Origin of the sequence: Pseudomonas sp. BE134, from assembly GCF_031456105.1 — a bacterium.
Taxonomy (GTDB): domain Bacteria; phylum Pseudomonadota; class Gammaproteobacteria; order Pseudomonadales; family Pseudomonadaceae; genus Aquipseudomonas.
Genome location: NZ_JAVDUA010000025.1, coordinates 13,172 through 31,384, shown reverse-complemented (window position 1 = coordinate 31,384; position 18,213 = coordinate 13,172). Strand labels below are relative to the sequence as shown.

Annotated in this window: 15 protein-coding genes; 14 read left to right on the top strand and 1 reads right to left on the bottom strand. The window is 57.6% G+C overall.

Going from position 1 to position 18,213, the window contains the following annotated elements:
* Positions 1–31: 31 nt before the first annotated feature.
* Positions 32–1,366 carry a TRZ/ATZ family hydrolase gene (locus tag J2Y56_RS20125; RefSeq protein WP_310352218.1) on the bottom strand — a complete coding sequence of 445 codons (1,335 nt, stop codon included), beginning with the start codon at positions 1,364–1,366 and terminating at the stop codon, positions 32–34.
* 108 nt (positions 1,367–1,474) lie between these two features.
* Here J2Y56_RS20125 and mtnA point away from each other — a divergent pair, with 108 nt between their 5' ends.
* From mtnA to rfbA, 14 genes are all read left to right on the top strand, one after another.
* Positions 1,475–2,551, top strand: coding sequence for an S-methyl-5-thioribose-1-phosphate isomerase (gene mtnA, locus J2Y56_RS20120; protein ID WP_007945811.1), 1,077 nt, complete (start codon positions 1,475–1,477; stop codon positions 2,549–2,551).
* Positions 2,552–2,975: 424 nt separating this feature from the next.
* Positions 2,976–5,630: a DNA gyrase subunit A gene (gene gyrA / locus J2Y56_RS20115; RefSeq protein WP_007945812.1), complete on the top strand. Its 2,655-nt coding sequence runs from the start codon at positions 2,976–2,978 to the stop codon at positions 5,628–5,630.
* 249 nt (positions 5,631–5,879) lie between these two features.
* Positions 5,880–6,965 carry a 3-phosphoserine/phosphohydroxythreonine transaminase gene (gene serC, locus J2Y56_RS20110; RefSeq protein WP_310352217.1) on the top strand — a complete coding sequence of 362 codons (1,086 nt, stop codon included), beginning with the start codon at positions 5,880–5,882 and terminating at the stop codon, positions 6,963–6,965.
* Positions 6,965–8,059 carry a prephenate dehydratase gene (gene pheA / locus J2Y56_RS20105; protein WP_033055815.1) on the top strand — a complete coding sequence of 365 codons (1,095 nt, stop codon included), beginning with the start codon at positions 6,965–6,967 and terminating at the stop codon, positions 8,057–8,059. The genes serC and pheA overlap by 1 nt, the downstream gene beginning before the upstream one ends.
* A 10-nt stretch (positions 8,060–8,069) precedes the next feature.
* Complete coding sequence (gene hisC, locus J2Y56_RS20100) at positions 8,070–9,182, top strand: histidinol-phosphate transaminase (RefSeq protein WP_310352216.1); 1,113 nt, start codon at positions 8,070–8,072, stop codon at positions 9,180–9,182.
* Positions 9,183–9,210: 28 nt separating this feature from the next.
* Positions 9,211–11,418, top strand: coding sequence for a bifunctional prephenate dehydrogenase/3-phosphoshikimate 1-carboxyvinyltransferase (locus J2Y56_RS20095; RefSeq protein ID WP_310352275.1), 2,208 nt, complete (start codon positions 9,211–9,213; stop codon positions 11,416–11,418).
* Positions 11,415–12,104 carry a (d)CMP kinase gene (cmk, locus tag J2Y56_RS20090; protein ID WP_150780642.1) on the top strand — a complete coding sequence of 230 codons (690 nt, stop codon included), beginning with the start codon at positions 11,415–11,417 and terminating at the stop codon, positions 12,102–12,104. Before J2Y56_RS20095 ends, cmk begins: the two co-directional genes overlap by 4 nt.
* 120 nt (positions 12,105–12,224) lie before the next feature.
* A complete protein-coding gene (rpsA, locus tag J2Y56_RS20085) occupies positions 12,225–13,910 on the top strand; it encodes a 30S ribosomal protein S1 (protein ID WP_007945819.1) in 1,686 nt (561 codons plus the stop codon).
* Positions 13,911–14,127: 217 nt separating this feature from the next.
* Complete coding sequence (locus J2Y56_RS20080; protein WP_310352213.1) at positions 14,128–14,406, top strand: hypothetical protein; 279 nt, start codon at positions 14,128–14,130, stop codon at positions 14,404–14,406.
* A gap of 142 nt (positions 14,407–14,548) precedes the next feature.
* Complete coding sequence (gene ihfB / locus J2Y56_RS20075) at positions 14,549–14,845, top strand: integration host factor subunit beta (RefSeq protein WP_045060270.1); 297 nt, start codon at positions 14,549–14,551, stop codon at positions 14,843–14,845.
* 27 nt (positions 14,846–14,872) lie between these two features.
* Positions 14,873–15,112, top strand: coding sequence for a lipopolysaccharide assembly protein LapA domain-containing protein (locus J2Y56_RS20070; RefSeq protein WP_310352211.1), 240 nt, complete (start codon positions 14,873–14,875; stop codon positions 15,110–15,112).
* A 229-nt stretch (positions 15,113–15,341) separates the two neighbouring features.
* Positions 15,342–16,418 (top strand): dTDP-glucose 4,6-dehydratase, encoded by a 1,077-nt coding sequence (gene rfbB / locus J2Y56_RS20065; protein ID WP_310352210.1) that lies wholly within the window; start codon positions 15,342–15,344, stop codon positions 16,416–16,418.
* Positions 16,415–17,308, top strand: coding sequence for a dTDP-4-dehydrorhamnose reductase (gene rfbD / locus J2Y56_RS20060; protein ID WP_310352208.1), 894 nt, complete (start codon positions 16,415–16,417; stop codon positions 17,306–17,308). The genes rfbB and rfbD overlap by 4 nt, the downstream gene beginning before the upstream one ends.
* Entirely contained in the window at positions 17,305–18,195 is an 891-nt protein-coding gene (rfbA, locus tag J2Y56_RS20055; RefSeq protein WP_310352207.1) for a glucose-1-phosphate thymidylyltransferase RfbA, read from the top strand. Before rfbD ends, rfbA begins: the two co-directional genes overlap by 4 nt.
* The last annotated feature ends 18 nt before the right edge of the window (positions 18,196–18,213 follow it).

Sequence of the window (18,213 nt, the reverse complement as noted above, 5' to 3'; positions counted from 1 at the left end):
TCCTGTTGCCCCGGTGTTGGGTCCGGGGATCTTACGAATCGGTGCGGCCACTTATACGTTGGCCCCACGCCTTGGCGGTGGCGCATAACTGCTCTTCATCCAGGCGGGTCAGGCGCCGGTCGTCGAGCAGTTGCTTGCCGGCGACCCACAGGTGTTTCACACAATCGCGACCGGTGGCGTAGATCAGTTGCGAAACCGGGTCATAGACCGGTTGCTGCGCCAGACCGGACAGGTCAAACGCCACTATATCGGCCGCCTTGCCAACTTCCAGCGAACCCGTTTCAGCCTCGATCCCCAAGGCGCGGGCGCCATTGAGTGTGGCCATGCGCAAGGCGCGATGGGCATCCAGCGCGGTGGCCGAGCCGGCGACGGCCTTGGCCAACAACGCAGCGGTACGGGTTTCGCTTAGCAGGTCGAGGTCGTTGTTGCTGGCGGCACCATCAGTGCCGACGGCGACGTTGACGCCCGCCTGCCACAACCGCTCGACCGGGCAAAAACCGCAGGCCAGCTTCAGGTTGGATTCCGGGCAATGAATCACATTGGTGTTGCTTTCTACCAGCGTCACCAGGTCTTCATCGCTGATTTGGGTCATGTGAACGGCCTGGAAGCGCGGCCCGAGCAAGCCCAGGCGGGCAAGGCGGGCCAGCGGGCGTTCACCGCGCTGCTCGACCGATTGCTGCACTTCGAAAGCGGTTTCATGGACGTGCATGTGGATCGAGGCATCCAGCTCTTCGGCGATCACGCGGATTTTCTCCAGGTTTTCGTCGCCCACGGTGTACGGCGCATGGGGGCCAAAGGTGATTTTGATGCGCTCGTGATGCTTGAGGTCGCCAAACAATTCCACGCCCTGACGAATGGCGTCGTCCGCCGTGCTGGCGCCCGGGATCGGGAAGTCGAGGATCGGAATCGCAATTTGTGCGCGAATACCGCTGTTATGTACGCGCTCGCTGGCAACCTTCGGGAAGAAATACATGTCAGAGAAGCAGGTGATGCCGCCTTTGATCTGTTCGGCGATAGCCAGGTCCGTGCCATCTCGTACGAAGGCTTCATCGACCCACTTGGCTTCTGCCGGCCAAATGTGGTTTTCCAGCCAGGACATGAGTGGAAGGTCATCGGCGAGGCCACGAAACAGCGTCATGGCCGCGTGCCCGTGAGCGTTGATCAGCCCGGGGCTGAGCAGCATGTCCGGCAACTCACGGACTTCAGTTGCGTTAAGCTTCAGCGCAATCGAGCGTGGGCCGATAAATACGATGCGTCCGTCACGGATGCCCAGGCCATGCTCTTTGAGGACAACGCCAGCGGGTTCGACGGGTACCAGCCAGGTCGGCAGCAACAACAAGTCGAGCGCAGCGGCAGTGTTCGGCATCGAGGATCGGTTCCAGTGCTTTTGTAAAGGATGGCGAAGTATACCCGAGCGTCTTGGCGGGGTGATCGCTATAATCGGCGGCTTTTGTGCTTGAGTGCGGGGTGAGGGATGCGCGATCGACTGTTGGCTGCGGAGAAAGTGAAGGCCATCGATTGGCGTGATGGCACCCTCTACCTGCTGGATCAGCGGATTTTACCTTTCGAAGAAACCTGGATTGCCTACACCAGTGCAGCCGGTGTGGCCGAGGCCATCCGTTCGATGGTGGTGCGCGGTGCGCCAGCGATCGGCATCAGTGCGGCGTATGCCATGGTGCTATCGGCCCGCGCCCGAATTGCCGAGGGCGGTGACTGGCAGGCCGCGTGGGAAGAGGATTACGCGTTACTGGCCGATTCCCGTCCTACGGCAGTGAATCTGTTCTGGGCCTTGAGTCGCATGCGTGACCGCCTGGACCGTCTTAAGGAAGCCGCAGACCCTCTGGCAGCGCTGGAGGCGGAAGCCATTGCCATTCATGAAAGTGATCGCGAAGCCAACCTGACCATGGCCCAATTGGGTGTGGACCTGATCCGCAAGCACCAGGGCAACGCCCAGGCGATCCTGACCCACTGCAACACCGGCGCGCTGGCCACTGGCGGCTTCGGTACCGCGCTGGGGGTAATTCGCGGGGCCTTTATCGAAGGCATGGTCGAGCGCGTTTACGCCAACGAAACCCGACCATGGCTGCAAGGTTCGCGTTTGACCGCATGGGAACTGGCCAATGAAGGCATTCCCGTGACCGTAAATGTCGACTCCGCTGCCGCGCACATCATGAAAGTCAAAGGCGTGACCTGGGTGATCGTCGGCGCTGACCGGATCACCGCCAATGGCGACGTGGCGAACAAGATCGGCACCTATCAGCTGGCGGTCAACGCCATGCATCATGGCGTGCGCTTCATGGTGGTGGCGCCGAGTTCTACCATCGACCTGAACATGGCCAGTGGCGACGAAATTCCTATCGAAGAGCGCGACGGCCGCGAGTTGTTGGAGATTGGTGGCAAGCGGCTCGGGGCGGATATTGGTGCGTTCAATCCGGTGTTCGATGTAACGCCAGCGGACCTGATCGACGTGATCGTCACCGAAAAAGGCATCGTCGAACGGCCGGACACCGCGAAAATGGCGCAGTTGATGTGCCGCAAGCGTCTGCATTGAGGGCGCCGGCGCCTTGTGAATCGCCATCGCCAGCAGGCTGGCTCCCACAGGCTATGGGATCGACAACGATCTTGTGGGAGCCAGCCTGCTGGCGATAAGGCCCTCAAAGTCAATAAATAAGCGTAATTCAGTCGCGAATTCTTCATTCGGAGCGGCTCTGAGCCCCTCTCGTCCCCGTTAAGCCTGTCACCGGTCAACTAACTATGCTCCATGCGCGTCTGGGGGATAGGTGCGTGGCGGCTCTTGTGATAACATCCGGCGTTTTCCGAGGCAGCCCCATGGGGTTGTCTTTACTGCGCAAATCCATGGTTCTTCTTGTTGATTTGTCGTAAGTCGGTGTATGGCACTCAGCCTGCAGCGGCGAGCTTCGTTCGTCCCATATGGATGTGACGAAGTTTCACCAGAAAAAGGAATCGAGCTTCTCATGGGCGAACTGGCCAAAGAAATCCTCCCGGTCAATATCGAAGACGAGCTGAAGCAGTCCTACCTCGACTACGCAATGAGCGTAATTGTCGGGCGGGCCCTGCCGGATGCGCGCGATGGCTTGAAGCCCGTGCACCGGCGTGTGCTGTTCGCGATGAGCGAGCTGGGCAACGACTTCAACAAGCCGTACAAGAAATCTGCCCGTGTTGTCGGTGACGTCATCGGTAAGTATCACCCGCACGGTGATACCGCGGTGTACGACACCATCGTCCGCATGGCGCAGCCGTTCTCGCTGCGTTACCTGCTGGTCGACGGTCAAGGCAACTTCGGTTCGGTGGACGGCGACAACGCCGCGGCGATGCGATACACCGAAGTGCGCATGACCAAGCTGGCGCACGAGTTGCTGGCCGACCTGCACAAGGAAACCGTGGACTGGGTGCCGAACTACGACGGCACTGAAATGATCCCGGCGGTCATGCCGACCCGTATTCCCAATCTGCTCGTCAACGGCTCCAGCGGTATCGCCGTGGGCATGGCGACCAACATTCCGCCGCACAACCTCGGTGAAGTCATCGACGGTTGCCTGGCCCTCATCGACAACCCAGAGTTGACCATCGATGAGCTGATGCAATACATCCCCGGTCCGGACTTCCCGACTGCCGCGATCATCAACGGTCGCGCCGGCATCATCGAAGCCTACCGCACCGGTCGTGGCCGCATTTACATGCGCGCCCGCTCGACGATCGAAGACATCGACAAGGTCGGTGGCCGTCAGCAGATCGTCATTACCGAACTCCCTTACCAGCTCAACAAGGCCCGTCTGATCGAGAAGATCGCCGAGCTGGTCAAAGAGAAGAAGCTGGAAGGCATCACCGAGCTGCGCGACGAGTCCGACAAGGACGGTATGCGCGTCGTGATCGAACTGCGTCGCGGCGAAGTGCCTGAGGTGATCCTCAACAACCTCTACGCCCAGACTCAGCTGCAAGCCGTGTTCGGCATCAACATCGTTGCGCTGATCGATGGCCGTCCACGGATCCTCAACCTCAAGGACCTGCTGGAAGCTTTCGTTCGTCACCGTCGCGAAGTCGTTACCCGCCGTACCGTGTTCGAGCTGCGTAAAGCTCGTGAACGTGGTCACATTCTCGAAGGTCAAGCGGTTGCCCTGTCGAACATCGACCCGGTCATCGCCCTGATCAAGGCCTCGCCAACGCCGTCGGAAGCCAAGGAAGCGCTGATCAGCACGGCCTGGGAATCCTCCGCCGTGGTGGCCATGGTCGAGCGCGCCGGTGCCGATTCTTGCCGTCCAGAGACCCTGGACCCGCAATACGGCCTGCGCGACGGCAAGTACTTCCTGTCGCCAGAACAGGCGCAAGCCATTCTAGAACTGCGTCTGCACCGTCTGACCGGTCTGGAACACGAAAAACTGCTGGCCGAGTATCAAGAGATCCTCAACCAGATCGGCGAGCTGATCCGCATCCTCAGCAGCGCCACGCGCCTGATGGAAGTGATCCGCGAAGAGCTGGAAGTGATCCGCGCCGAGTACGGCGACGTGCGCCGTACCGAGATCCTCGATGCCCGTCTCGACCTGACCCTGGGTGACATGATCCCGGAAGAAGAGCGCGTCGTGACCATTTCCCACGGTGGCTATGCCAAGACCCAGCCTTTGGCTGCGTACCAGGCTCAGCGTCGTGGCGGTAAAGGCAAATCCGCGACCGGCGTCAAGGATGAGGACTACATCGCTCACCTGCTGGTTGCCAACAGCCACACCACGCTGCTGCTGTTCTCCAGCAAAGGCAAAGTGTACTGGCTCAAAACCTACGAAATTCCGGAAGCCTCCCGCGCTGCCCGTGGTCGTCCGCTGGTCAACCTGCTGCCGCTGGACAGTGATGAATACATCACCACCATGCTGCCGGTCGAGGAATACACCGAAGGTCACTTCATCTTCATGGCGACTGCCAAAGGCACCGTGAAGAAGACCCCGCTGGAATCCTTCAGCCGTCAACGCAGCGTTGGTTTGATCGCGCTGGAGCTGGACGAAGGTGACGTACTGATTTCTGCCGCCATTACCGATGGCGAGCGTGAAGTCATGCTGTTCTCCGACGGCGGCAAGGTCACTCGCTTCAAGGAAACCGACGTTCGCGCCATGGGCCGTACCGCTCGCGGTGTTCGCGGCATGCGTCTGCCAGAAGGGCAGAAGCTGATTTCCATGCTGATCCCTGAAGAAGGCAGCCAGATCCTCACCGCTTCGGCGCGTGGTTTCGGCAAGCGCACGGCGATCACCGAGTTCCCTGAGTACAAGCGTGGCGGTCAGGGCGTTATCGCCATGGTCAGCAACGACCGTAATGGCCGTCTGGTCGGCGCGGTCCAGGTGCTCGATGGCGAAGAAATCATGCTGATTTCCGACCAGGGCACTTTGGTTCGTACCCGTGTCGACGAAGTGTCCAGCCTGGGTCGTAACACCCAGGGCGTGACCCTGATCAAGCTGGCCAGCGACGAAACGCTGGTCGGTCTGGAGCGGGTTCAGGAGCCGTCGGAAGTCGAAGGTGAAGAGCTGGAAGGTGAAGAGGGTGCAGAGTTCGTTGGTGAGGTCGTGATCGACGACGTTGTTGACGATCAGCAACTCGATGCCGCCGCTGACGAAGAGCCACAAGAGTAAGCGTACAAACAGGGGGCGGATGAGAATTCGCCCCCTTGTTATTTGTCCGTAATGAAAAATCGACACCTCCGGAGATCCCTTGTGGGAGCCAGCCTGCTGGCGATGCAGGCGGCTCGGTGCATTAGATGTATCGCGGTGATGCAATCGCGAGCAGGCTCGCTCCCACAAAAACCGGTTTCAGAAGGGGCCCGGTGTCGGCTGACAATGCGATTTATTGCGTGATACCACCAGATCAGAGCGAGATTGGATGTGAGCAAGAGAGCCTATAACTTCTGTGCCGGTCCTGCGGCACTTCCCGAAGCTGTCCTGCAGCGCGCCCAGGGTGAACTCCTTGATTGGCACGGCAAGGGCCTGTCAGTCATGGAAATGAGCCATCGCAGTGATGAGTTCGTGTCCATCGCCACCAAGGCCGAGCAGGATCTGCGTGATCTGCTGAATATCCCTTCGAACTATAAAGTGCTGTTTCTGCAAGGTGGCGCCAGCCAGCAATTTGCTCAGATTCCTCTGAACCTGTTGCCGGAAAACGGCACCGCCGACTATATCGACACCGGTATCTGGTCGCAGAAAGCCATCGAAGAAGCTTCGCGCTACGGCAACGTGAATGTCGCCGGGACCGCCAAGCCTTACGACTATTTCGCTATTCCCGGTCAGAACGAATGGAACCTGTCGAAAGACGCGGCCTACGTTCACTACGCGCCGAACGAAACCATCGGCGGTCTGGAGTTCCAGTGGATCCCCGAAACCGGTGACGTACCGCTGGTGGCTGACATGTCTTCGGACATTCTGTCGCGCCCGATCGATGTTTCGCGCTTTGGCATGATCTACGCCGGCGCCCAGAAAAACATCGGCCCGAGCGGCATCGTGGTCAACATCGTTCGCGAAGACCTGCTGGGTCACGCCCGTTCCCTGTGCCCGACCATGCTCAATTACAAGGTCGCGGCCGATAACGGCTCGATGTACAACACCCCGCCGACCCTGGCCTGGTACTTGTCCGGTCTGGTGTTCGAGTGGCTGAAAGAGCAGGGTGGTGTTGAAGCAATCGGCAAGCTCAATGAAGTGAAGCAGCGCACGCTGTACGACTTCATCGACGCCAGCGGCTTGTACAGCAATCCGATCAACAAATCGGACCGCTCGTGGATGAACGTGCCGTTCCGTCTGGCCGATGACCGTCTGGACAAGCCGTTTTTGGCCGGTGCCGACGCGCGTGGCCTGTTGAACCTCAAGGGTCACCGTTCCGTGGGCGGCATGCGCGCCTCCATCTATAACGCCGTCGACATCGTTGCGGTCAACGCGCTGATTTCGTACATGGCAGAGTTCGAGAAGGAACACGGCTAATGTCTGAGCAAGAACTAAAGGCACTGCGCCTGCGCATTGATGCCCTGGACGAGAAAGTCCTGGAGCTGATCAGTGAGCGCGCACGCTGCGCCCAGGAAGTTGCGCGAGTAAAGATGGCCTCGCTGGCCGAAGGCGAAGTGCCGGTGTTCTATCGTCCTGAGCGCGAAGCTCAGGTGCTCAAGCGTGTGATGGAACGTAATAAAGGGCCGCTGGGTAACGAAGAGATGGCGCGGTTGTTCCGCGAAATCATGTCCTCGTGCCTGGCGCTCGAGCAGCCGCTGAAAGTGGCTTACCTCGGCCCTGAAGGCACCTTCACCCAGGCGGCGGCCATGAAACACTTCGGCCACGCGGTGATCAGCAAGCCGATGGCGGCGATCGATGAAGTGTTCCGCGAAGTGGCGGCCGGTGCGGTGAACTTTGGCGTGGTCCCGGTGGAAAACTCCACCGAAGGCGCCGTCAACCACACCCTCGACAGCTTCCTTGAACACGACATGGTCATCTGTGGTGAAGTCGAGTTGCGGATTCACCACCACCTGTTGGTCGGTGAAAACACCAAGACTGACAGCATCAGCCGCATCTATTCCCATGCCCAGTCGCTGGCCCAATGCCGCAAGTGGCTGGACGCCCATTACCCGAATGTCGAGCGCGTGGCGGTGTCCAGCAACGCTGAAGCGGCCAAGCGGGTAAAAGGTGAGTGGAACTCGGCGGCCATTGCCGGCGACATGGCTGCAGGCCTGTACGGGCTGACCCGACTGGCCGAAAAAATCGAGGATCGTCCGGATAACTCCACGCGATTCCTGATGATCGGCAGTCAGGAAGTGCCGCCGACCGGCGATGACAAGACCTCGATCATTGTTTCCATGAGCAACAAGCCCGGTGCGCTACATGAATTGCTGGTGCCGTTCCATGACAACGGTATCGACCTGACGCGCATCGAAACGCGTCCGTCGCGCAGCGGTAAATGGACCTACGTGTTCTTCATCGACTTCGTCGGCCACCATCGCGATCCGTTGATCAAAGGTGTGCTGGAAAAGATCAGTCAGGAAGCAGTGGCACTCAAAGTGCTGGGTTCCTACCCGAAAGCAGTTCTCTAAGGGGTAGCAAATGAGTGATGACTTCCTCGCTCTGGCACAGCCGGGCGTGCAACAACTTTCACCGTACGTCCCGGGCAAACCTGTGGACGAACTGGCGCGCGAACTGGATCTTGATCCGGCAAGCATCGTCAAACTGGCCAGCAATGAAAACCCGTTAGGCGCAAGTCCCAAAGCGCTGACAGCGATTCAGGATGCGCTGGCCGAGCTGACCCGGTACCCGGACGGCAACGGTTTTGCACTCAAGACCCTGTTGGCCGAACAGTGCCGCGTCGAGCTGAATCAAGTGACGCTGGGCAACGGCTCCAACGACATTCTGGAGCTGGTCGCGCGTGCCTATCTGGCGCCGGGCCTCAATGCCGTGTTCAGCGAACACGCATTTGCGGTCTATCCGATTGTGACCCAGGCCGTGGGTGCCCAGGCCAAAGTGATTCCGGCCAAAGACTGGGGGCATGACCTGTCGGCCATGCTGGCGGCGATCGATGCCGACACTCGTGTGGTCTTTATCGCCAACCCGAACAACCCGACCGGGACCTGGTTCGATGCCGAGGCACTGGACGAATTCCTCCAGGATGTTCCCGCGCATGTGCTGGTGGTGCTGGACGAGGCCTACATCGAATACGCCGAGGGCAGTGATTTGCCGGACGGTCTGGACTATCTGGCGGCTTATCCGAACCTGCTGGTTTCACGCACGTTCTCCAAGGCTTACGGTCTGGCGGCGTTGCGGGTCGGTTATGGCTTGTCCACCGCCGTGGTCGCCGACGTACTGAACCGTGTGCGTCAGCCGTTCAACGTCAACAGTCTGGCCTTGGCCGCTGCCTGCGCTGCGCTGCAAGACACCGATTACCTGGCTGAAAGCCGTCGCTTGAATGAGTCCGGCATGTTGCAACTGGAAGCCGGTTTCCGTGAGTTGGGCTTGAGCTGGATTCCGTCTAAAGGCAACTTCATCTGCGTTGATCTCGGTCGCGTGGCAGCGCCGGTATTTCAAGGCCTGTTGCGCGAAGGCGTGATCGTGCGTCCGGTGGCCAACTACGGCATGCCGAACCACCTGCGCATCACCATCGGTTTGCCGGCGGAAAACAGCCGCTTCCTTGAGGCGCTGACCAAGGTCCTGGCTCGTGGGTGATGTCACTGCACTGCAATCTGCTGCACCTATGATCGGTCGCCTGGTGGTGGTTGGTCTGGGATTGATCGGTGGTTCGTTTGCCAAGGGCTTGCGTGAAAGTGGCCTGTGCCGCGAAGTGGTCGGGGTCGATCTCGATCCGCAGTCACGCAAGCTGGCGGTCGAGTTGGGCGTGGTGGATCGCTGCGAAGAAGACCTGGCGTTAGCTTGTCAGGGTGCTGATGTGATTCAGCTGGCCGTGCCGATCCTTGCCATGGAAAAAATGCTGGCGCACCTCGCAGCAATGGAGCTGGGTTCGGCCATTTTGACCGATGTGGGTAGCGCCAAAGGCAACGTCGTCCGTGCGGCAACCGCAGCCTTTGGCTGCATGCCGTCGCGTTTCGTGCCGGGGCATCCCATTGCCGGCTCCGAGCAGAGCGGGGTGGAAGCCTCCAATGCCGAGCTGTTCCGTCGCCATAAAGTGATTCTGACGCCGCTGGATCAAACCGATCCGGCCGCGTTGGCAGTGGTCGACCGTTTGTGGCGCGAATTGGGCGCCGATGTCGAGCACATGGAGGTCGAGCGCCACGATGAAGTGTTGGCGGCGACCAGCCATTTGCCGCACCTGTTGGCGTTCGGTTTGGTCGATTCGCTGGCCAAGCGCAATGAAAACCTTGAGATCTTCCGTTACGCTGCGGGCGGTTTCCGCGATTTCACAAGAATCGCGGGAAGCGACCCGGTCATGTGGCACGACATCTTCCTCGCCAACCGCGAAGCTGTTCTGCGCACACTTGATACATTTCGCAGCGATCTCGACGCCTTGCGCGACGCGGTCGATGCAGGGGATGGGCACCAATTGTTGGGCGTGTTCACACGCGCCCGGGTTGCCCGCGAGCATTTCAGTAAAATCCTGGCCCGCCGGGCCTATGTGGACGCTATGAACTCCAACGACCTGATTTTCCTGGCACAACCTGGTGGCCGCCTGACTGGGCGGATTCGTGTACCGGGCGATAAATCGATTTCCCACCGTTCGATCATGCTTGGCTCTCTGGCCGAGGGCGTCACCGAAGTCGAAGGCTTCCTTGAGGGCGAAGACGCTCTGGCGACCCTGCAAGCCTTCCGGGACATGGGCGTTGTAATCGAAGGTCCGCACCATGGTCGCGTGACCATTCACGGCGTTGGCCTGCATGGCCTGAAGCCGGCGCCGGGCCCAATCTATCTGGGCAACTCCGGCACCTCGATGCGTCTGCTGTCTGGTCTTTTGGCTGCTCAGAACTTCGACAGCACCCTGACTGGTGATGCCTCGCTGTCCAAGCGTCCGATGAATCGCGTCGCCAACCCGCTGCGTGAAATGGGCGCTGTGATCGAGACCGCTGCTGAAGGTCGTCCACCGATGACCATTCGTGGCGGCAACAAGCTCAAAGGTCTGACCTACACCATGCCAATGGCCAGTGCCCAGGTTAAATCCTGCCTGCTGCTGGCGGGTCTGTACGCTGAAGGCAAGACCACCGTTACCGAGCCTGCCCCGACGCGCGACCACACCGAGCGCATGTTGCAAGGTTTTGGCTATCCGGTCAGCGTCAATGGCGCGACCGCATCGGTCGAATCCGGGCACAAGCTGACCGCGACCCACATTGAAGTGCCGGGCGATATCTCGTCGTCCGCGTTCTTCCTCGTAGCCGCATCGATCGCCGAAGGTTCGGAGCTGGTGCTGGAACATGTCGGCATCAATCCGACCCGTACCGGCGTGATCGACATCCTGCGTCTGATGGGTGGCGATATCACTCTGGAAAACCAGCGTGAAGTCGGCGGCGAACCTGTTGCGGACCTGCGCGTACGTGCAGCTAAACTCAAAGGTATCGAGATTCCCGAGGCGCTGGTTCCGCTGGCCATCGACGAATTCCCGGTGCTGTTCGTGGCTGCGGCCTGTGCCGAAGGGCGCACTGTCCTGCGTGGTGCTGAAGAGCTGCGGGTCAAAGAGTCCGACCGGATTCAGGTCATGGCTGATGGCTTGCTGGCGCTCGGTGTCAAATGCGAACCGACCCCGGACGGCATCATCATCGACGGCGGCCTGATCGGTGGCGGCGAAGTGCATGGTCACGGCGATCACCGGATTGCCATGGCATTCAGCGTTGCATCGTTGCGCGCGACTGCACCGATCCGCATCCATGATTGCGCCAACGTTGCGACATCGTTCCCGAACTTCCTCGCGCTGTGCGCGCAGGTTGGTATCCGGGTAGCTGAAGAGGCTCAGTCGTGATCAACAAGTCGCCAGTCATTACCATTGATGGCCCGAGCGGTTCCGGTAAAGGCACGATCGCCGGGATACTGGCGAAGCGTCTGGGCTGGAACCTGCTGGATTCCGGTGCGCTGTACCGTTTGCTGGCGTTCGCCGCGCACAATCATGGTGTTGATCTGACCAATGAAGAGTTGCTGAAAAAACTGGCCGCTCATCTGGACGTGCAGTTTATCGCTGCGACGGACGGTCAACTGCAGCGAATCATTCTCGAAGGCGATGAAGTCAGCGATGTGATTCGTACGGAAAGTGTCGGTGCCGGTGCATCCCAGGTCGCAGCGCTGCCCGCGGTACGCGAGGCGCTGCTGCAGCGCCAGCGTGCTTTCCAGGAAATGCCGGGGTTGGTCGCCGATGGCCGAGATATGGGCACGGTGGTTTTTCCGGACGCGCCTTTGAAGATTTTCCTCACTGCCAGTGCCGAGGAGCGTGCGCGCCGTCGATACTTGCAGTTGAAGGGCAAAGACGATGGTGTTAGTCTGTCGAGTCTGCTAGATGAGATACGTGTCCGCGATGAGCGTGACACCCAGCGAGCGGTAGCCCCGCTCAAACCGGCGGCTGACGCCATACAGCTGGATTCCACGGAATTATCCATCGATCAGGTGCTGGAACGCATCATGAGCGAGATCGCCATTCGCGATATCGCCGGGTGACCAAGAAGGCCGCAGGGGACCAGTCATAGTCCTGCGGTGGCTTCTTTTAAATGAAACTAACCCATACCGTCTGGGGTGTGGAGATGGGCGTAGTCTTCGCCCTCATCAACAGGAATTAAAATGAGCGAAAGCTTTGCGGAACTCTTTGAAGAAAGCCTAAAAACCCTGAACCTTCAGGCAGGCTCCATCATCACCGGTGTTATCGTTGATATCGATTACCAGGCTCGCTGGGTAACCGTTCACGCTGGCCTGAAGTCTGAAGCACTCATCCCGCTTGAGCAGTTCTACAACGACGCTGGCGAACTGAACATCAACGTCGGTGACGAAGTTCACGTTGCTCTGGACTCGGTTGAAGACGGCTTTGGTGAAACCAAGCTGTCCCGTGAAAAAGCCAAGCGCGCTGAATGCTGGATTGTTCTGGAAGCAGCCTTCGCAGCCGAAGAAGTGGTCAAGGGCGTTATCAACGGTAAGGTTAAAGGCGGCTTCACTGTCGACGTTAACGGCATCCGTGCGTTCCTGCCAGGTTCTCTGGTTGACGTCCGTCCTGTGCGCGATACTACGCACCTGGAAGGCAAAGAGCTGGAATTCAAGGTCATCAAACTCGACCAGAAACGCAACAACGTTGTCGTTTCCCGTCGCAGCGTCCTCGAAGCCGAGAACTCCGCCGAGCGTGAAGCTCTGCTGGAATCCCTGCAGGAAGGTCAGCAAGTCAAAGGTATCGTCAAAAACCTCACCGATTACGGCGCATTCGTCGATCTGGGTGGCGTCGATGGCCTGCTGCACATTACCGACATGGCTTGGAAGCGTATCAAGCATCCTTCCGAAATCGTCAACGTTGGCGACGAGATCGATGTCAAGGTTCTGAAGTACGATCGCGAGCGCAATCGTGTTTCCCTGGGCCTGAAGCAACTGGGCGAAGATCCATGGGTTGCTATCAAAGCCCGTTACCCAGAAAGCACTCGCGTTACCGCTCGTGTAACCAACCTGACCGACTACGGCTGCTTCGCTGAGCTGGAAGAAGGTGTTGAAGGTCTGGTACACGTTTCCGAAATGGACTGGACCAACAAGAACATCCACCCTTCGAAAGTCGTACAAGTCGGCGACGAAGTGGAAGTTATGGTTCTGGACATCGACGAAGAGCGTCGTCGTATCTCCCTCGGCATCAAGCAGTGCAAATCTAACCCATGGGAAGATTTCTCTGGCCAGTTCAACAAGGGCGATAAAATCTCCGGCACCATCAAGTCGATCACCGATTTCGGTATCTTCATTGGTCTGGACGGCGGCATCGACGGTCTGGTTCACCTGTCCGACATCTCCTGGAACGAAGTGGGCGAAGAAGCCGTTCGCCGCTTCAAGAAAGGCGACGAGCTGGACACCGTTATCCTGTCGGTTGACCCAGAGCGCGAGCGTATCTCCCTGGGTATCAAGCAACTGGAAAGCGATCCGTTCTCCGAGTACGTTCAAGAGAACGACAAAGGCGCAATCGTTAAAGGCATCGTGAAAGAAGTTGACGCTAAAGGCGCCATCATCACTCTGGCCGACGATATCGAAGCGACTCTGAAAGCCTCCGAAATCAGCCGTGACCGCGTTGAAGACGCGCGCAACGTTCTGAAAGAAGGCCAGGAAGTAGAAGCCAAGATCATCAGCGTTGATCGTAAGAGCCGCGTCATTCAGCTGTCGATCAAATCGAAAGACGATGCTGAAGAGAAAGAAGCTATCCAGAGCCTGAAAACTGCTCCGGAAGGCGAATCTACTGATACCACCATGGCGGCACTGCTGCGCCAGGCAATGGCCAAACAGAACTAAGTTCTGCTTGATCATTAAAAAGGGCGACTTCGGTCGCCCTTTTTTGCACCTGCGATTTGGTGGGTTCAGCGTCGCTACCCGGCTGCATTGGATGCTAGTGAAACCAACATGCTCGATAAGCTGTCTCTTTCTTTAGTCGGATCAATCGTTTATTTGCAGCTAACCTGTAGCCTGAAAAGAGCGATAGTTGGGTAGGGCGCCAGGTATAGGGAGGTGAATGAACAAGCTCATTGTCGCAATAGCAGTGCTGACATTGGCAGGTTGCGCTACTGGTGCCAAGACGCACGTCGTGCACGGGGTCAGTGGAATCGAGATAGATTGTTCGGGGTTGGGTTCCGGGTGGGAGAAATGTCGCAAGCGCGCAGAAAGGGAGTGTAAGGCGGCGGGGTATAAGGTCCTGGCAAGGTCTGATGATGCAAAAGAGGAGGATGTATTCCCGTTTGACATCAATCCCGCGGGATACCTGACTCGAACCATGCTGGTGGTCTGTAGATGAGGTTGATCTTTGTTGAAGCTCTTTGCGATTGGTTGACTCGACCTGGTAAATATATGTCAAAACTCAGGCTGTTCAAATTCTTCCGGGCATGCTAAAACCTTTGAAGCAATTTTCCTAGCTGCTTGAAAAAGAAGGGAAAAATATGACGAAGTCGGAGTTGATCGAACGAATTGTCACCCATCAAGGGCTGCTCTCATCCAAGGATGTGGAGCTGGCTATCAAGACCATGCTTGAGCAAATGTCCCAATGTTTGGCTACCGGGGATAGGATTGAGATTCGTGGGTTTGGTAGTTTTTCGTTGCACTATCGCGCGCCCCGGGTTGGGCGTAATCCGAAGACTGGGCAGTCAGTTAGTCTGGATGGGAAGTTTGTTCCTCATTTCAAGCCGGGGAAAGAGCTTAGGGATCGGGTGAATGAGGATGAGGAGGAGGAGGTTTGACGTCCGTAGCACTTCAAGGATCCGTTTATGCGTAACTTCAAGCGCGTACTGCTCGCTGTATTCGTTTTATTGCTGGTTCTGGCAGTCCTTGCTTTTATCCTCGAAAATCAGCAGTCAGTTTCCCTTCTATTTTTGGGGTGGGTGGCGCCACAGCTGCCAGTATCAGTGCTCTTGGTGCTAGCGCTATTGGTTGGCATGATAATCGGACCGATTCTAGGTTGGGTTTTGGGACGTGCGTCCAGATCTACGCACAAGAGCGTTTTCTGACAGCAATAAATGCATGGCGCGCATCGAATTTGTATCGCGGCTTGTCTATATCCAATAGTAAAACCTTCATTAAGCTGTAAAATACTGCTCTTGTCCGATAGTGGCATATGCCCACATCGGTTTAGGCTGACTCTGTCAGAAGCTTCAGCAAGCTTGATGGCTTTTGCATTCATGGATTAGACAGTGCTCGGTTGGCGGCCCTGTCAGTTGCTCAAGGGTATGGTTTCGCGTGAAAATTCTAGTAACCGGCGGCGCCGGCTTTATCGGCTCGGCAGTCATTCGTCACATCATCTCCAGCACTGCCGACTCGGTCATTAATGTCGATAAGCTTACTTACGCCGGTAACCTTGAGTCGTTGGCCGAAGTTAGCCAGAACTCGCGTTACGTATTCGAGCGTGTCGACATCTGCGATCGTGATCAGATCGACCGCGTCATGCGTGAACATCAACCAGATGCCATCATGCACCTGGCGGCAGAGTCTCACGTTGATCGCTCGATTACTGGTCCGTCTGAATTCATTCAGACCAACATCATCGGTACTTATACCTTGTTGGAAGCAGCGCGCCACTATTGGGCCGCACTGGATGATGCGCGTAAAGCCAACTTCCGCTTCCACCACATCTCGACTGACGAAGTTTACGGAGACCTCGAAGGTCCGGAAGACCTCTTCACCGAGACCACGCCTTATCAGCCAAGCTCGCCTTACTCCGCCAGTAAGGCCAGTTCCGATCACCTGGTTCGCGCCTGGAGCCGTACCTACGGCCTGCCAACTCTGGTGACCAACTGCTCGAACAACTATGGTCCTTGCCACTTCCCTGAGAAGTTGATCCCGCTGATCATCCTCAATGCGCTGGAAGGCAAGCCGCTGCCGGTCTATGGCAAAGGCAATCAGGTTCGTGACTGGCTGTACGTCGAAGATCACGCCCGCGCCCTGTACAAAGTCGTCACCGAAGGCGTTATTGGTGAGACTTACAACATTGGCGGCCATAACGAAAAGCAAAACATCGAAGTCGTGCATACTCTGTGCGCGTTGCTCGACGAACTGCGTCCAGATTCCGCCCATCGTCCGCATGCAAGCCTGATCACTTACGTTCAGGATCGCCCAGGCCATGACCAGCGTTATGCGATCGACGCCAGCAAAATCCAGCGTGAGCTGGGCTGGACGCCGGAAGAAACTTTCGAGACCGGTATCCGCAAAACGGTTGAGTGGTATTTGAACAACACTGAATGGGTAGCTCACGTGAAGAGCGGCAGCTACCAACAGTGGATCGACCAGAACTATGCGGATCGTTCGAGCAAGGCATGAAAATCCTCCTGCTTGGAAAGAACGGCCAAGTCGGCTGGGAGCTGCAACGCTCACTTGCACCTTTGGGTGAGTTGATTGCACTGGATCGCCATACCGTTGATGGATTATGTGGCGATCTGTCCGATTTGGAGGCTTTGCGCGCCACGATCCGTCAGGTCAAGCCTGACGTCATCGTCAATGCTGCTGCCTATACCGCCGTCGATAAAGCGGAATCCGAGACTGAATTGGCCGACCGTGTTAACGGTCTGGCCAGTCAGGTCATGGCTGAGGAGGTTGCTGCTTTATGCGGCTGTCTGATCCATTATTCGACCGACTACGTCTTCAGCGGTCAAGGTTCGCAGCCATGGCATGAGACAGACGCAGTCGCTCCGGTGAACCACTACGGCGCCAGTAAGCTGGCCGGCGAACAGGCGATTTCAGAGTCTGGTTGCAAGCACCTAATCTTTCGCACCAGTTGGGTTTACGGCGCTCGTGGTAACAACTTCGCCAAGACCATGCTGCGTCTGGCCAAGGATCGCGAGACGCTGAGCGTAATCGCGGACCAGATCGGTGCGCCGACAGGTGCCGATCTGATCGCTGATGTTACTGCGCTGGCCATCCAGCAAGTCATGCAGCGCCCGGAGCTGGCAGGTCTGTATCATTTGGCCGCCGCTGGCGAAGTATCCTGGCATAGTTATGCAAGCCACGTGATCGGTTTTGCTCAGGCCAATGGCGAGCAACTCGCAGTGACGACAATCAACCCGATTGAAACCACCGCGTACCCAACACCTGCACGCCGTCCCCTGAATTCGCGTTTGAATACTCAGAAGCTGCGTGACAATTTTTCTCTACACTTGCCGGATTGGCAAAGTGGTGTAACCCGAATGCTTAGGGAAGTTCTGAACAAATGACCACGACAAATCGCAAAGGCATCATCCTCGCTGGCGGTTCGGGCACGCGCCTGCACCCGTTGACCCTTGGTGTGTCCAAGCAGATGTTGCCGATCTACGACAAGCCGATGATCTTTTATCCGCTGTCGGTCCTGATGCTGGCGGGTATGCGAGAGATCCTGATCATCTCCACGCCTGAAGATCTGCCGTCGTTTCGCAAGCTGTTGGGTGACGGCAGTCTGTACGGCATCAAGCTGACTTATGCCGTACAGCCGAGCCCGGACGGACTGGCTCAAGCATTCATCATCGGCGAAGAATTCATCGGTAAAGATCCTTGCTGCCTGATTCTGGGGGACAACATCTTTTATGGTCAGCACTTCTCGGACAACTTGCGTTCAGCAACCAATCAGCAAGCTGGCGCAACAGTGTTCGGGTATCATGTCTCCGACCCTGAGCGTTTTGGCGTGGTTGAATTCGATGCTACTGGTCGTGCGCTCAGCATCGAAGAGAAACCGCTGGAACCTAAGTCCAACTACGCCGTTACCGGCCTGTATTTCTACGATAACGATGTTGTCGAGATCGCCAAGAACATCAAGCCGTCCGAGCGCGGCGAGCTTGAAATCACCGATGTGAACCGTGCATATCTTGAGCGTAAAACTCTCAGCGTCGAAATGCTTGGCCGTGGCTTCGCCTGGCTCGATACTGGTACTCATGACTCGCTGCTTGAGGCTAGTCACTTCGTGCATACGATCGAACAGCGTCAAGGTTTGAAAGTAGCCTGTTTGGAAGAAATTGCCTATCACAACTGTTGGATCACTGCCGAGCAGTTGGGCGCTCAAGCCGATGCTCTGAAGAAGACTGGCTATGGTCAGTACCTGCAGAAGCTGCTGGACTCGCCTTCTCACTGATTTGAAAGAACCTACTTT

Excerpts from the sequence above, each read along its gene's own strand:
- rfbD (WP_310352208.1), top strand. The coding sequence starts at position 16,415 with ATGAAAATCCTCCTGCTTGGAAAGAACGGCCAAGTCGGCTGGGAGCTG.
- pheA (WP_033055815.1), top strand. The coding sequence starts at position 6,965 with ATGTCTGAGCAAGAACTAAAGGCACTGCGCCTGCGCATTGATGCCCTG.
- J2Y56_RS20095 (WP_310352275.1), top strand. The coding sequence starts at position 9,211 with ATGATCGGTCGCCTGGTGGTGGTTGGTCTGGGATTGATCGGTGGTTCG.
- gyrA (WP_007945812.1), top strand. The coding sequence starts at position 2,976 with ATGGGCGAACTGGCCAAAGAAATCCTCCCGGTCAATATCGAAGACGAG.
- J2Y56_RS20070 (WP_310352211.1), top strand. The coding sequence starts at position 14,873 with ATGCGTAACTTCAAGCGCGTACTGCTCGCTGTATTCGTTTTATTGCTG.
- J2Y56_RS20080 (WP_310352213.1), top strand. The coding sequence starts at position 14,128 with ATGAACAAGCTCATTGTCGCAATAGCAGTGCTGACATTGGCAGGTTGC.
- mtnA (WP_007945811.1), top strand. The coding sequence starts at position 1,475 with ATGCGCGATCGACTGTTGGCTGCGGAGAAAGTGAAGGCCATCGATTGG.
- ihfB (WP_045060270.1), top strand. The coding sequence starts at position 14,549 with ATGACGAAGTCGGAGTTGATCGAACGAATTGTCACCCATCAAGGGCTG.
- rpsA (WP_007945819.1), top strand. The coding sequence starts at position 12,225 with ATGAGCGAAAGCTTTGCGGAACTCTTTGAAGAAAGCCTAAAAACCCTG.
- rfbA (WP_310352207.1), top strand. The coding sequence starts at position 17,305 with ATGACCACGACAAATCGCAAAGGCATCATCCTCGCTGGCGGTTCGGGC.
- J2Y56_RS20125 (WP_310352218.1), bottom strand. The coding sequence starts at position 1,366 with ATGCCGAACACTGCCGCTGCGCTCGACTTGTTGTTGCTGCCGACCTGG.
- hisC (WP_310352216.1), top strand. The coding sequence starts at position 8,070 with ATGAGTGATGACTTCCTCGCTCTGGCACAGCCGGGCGTGCAACAACTT.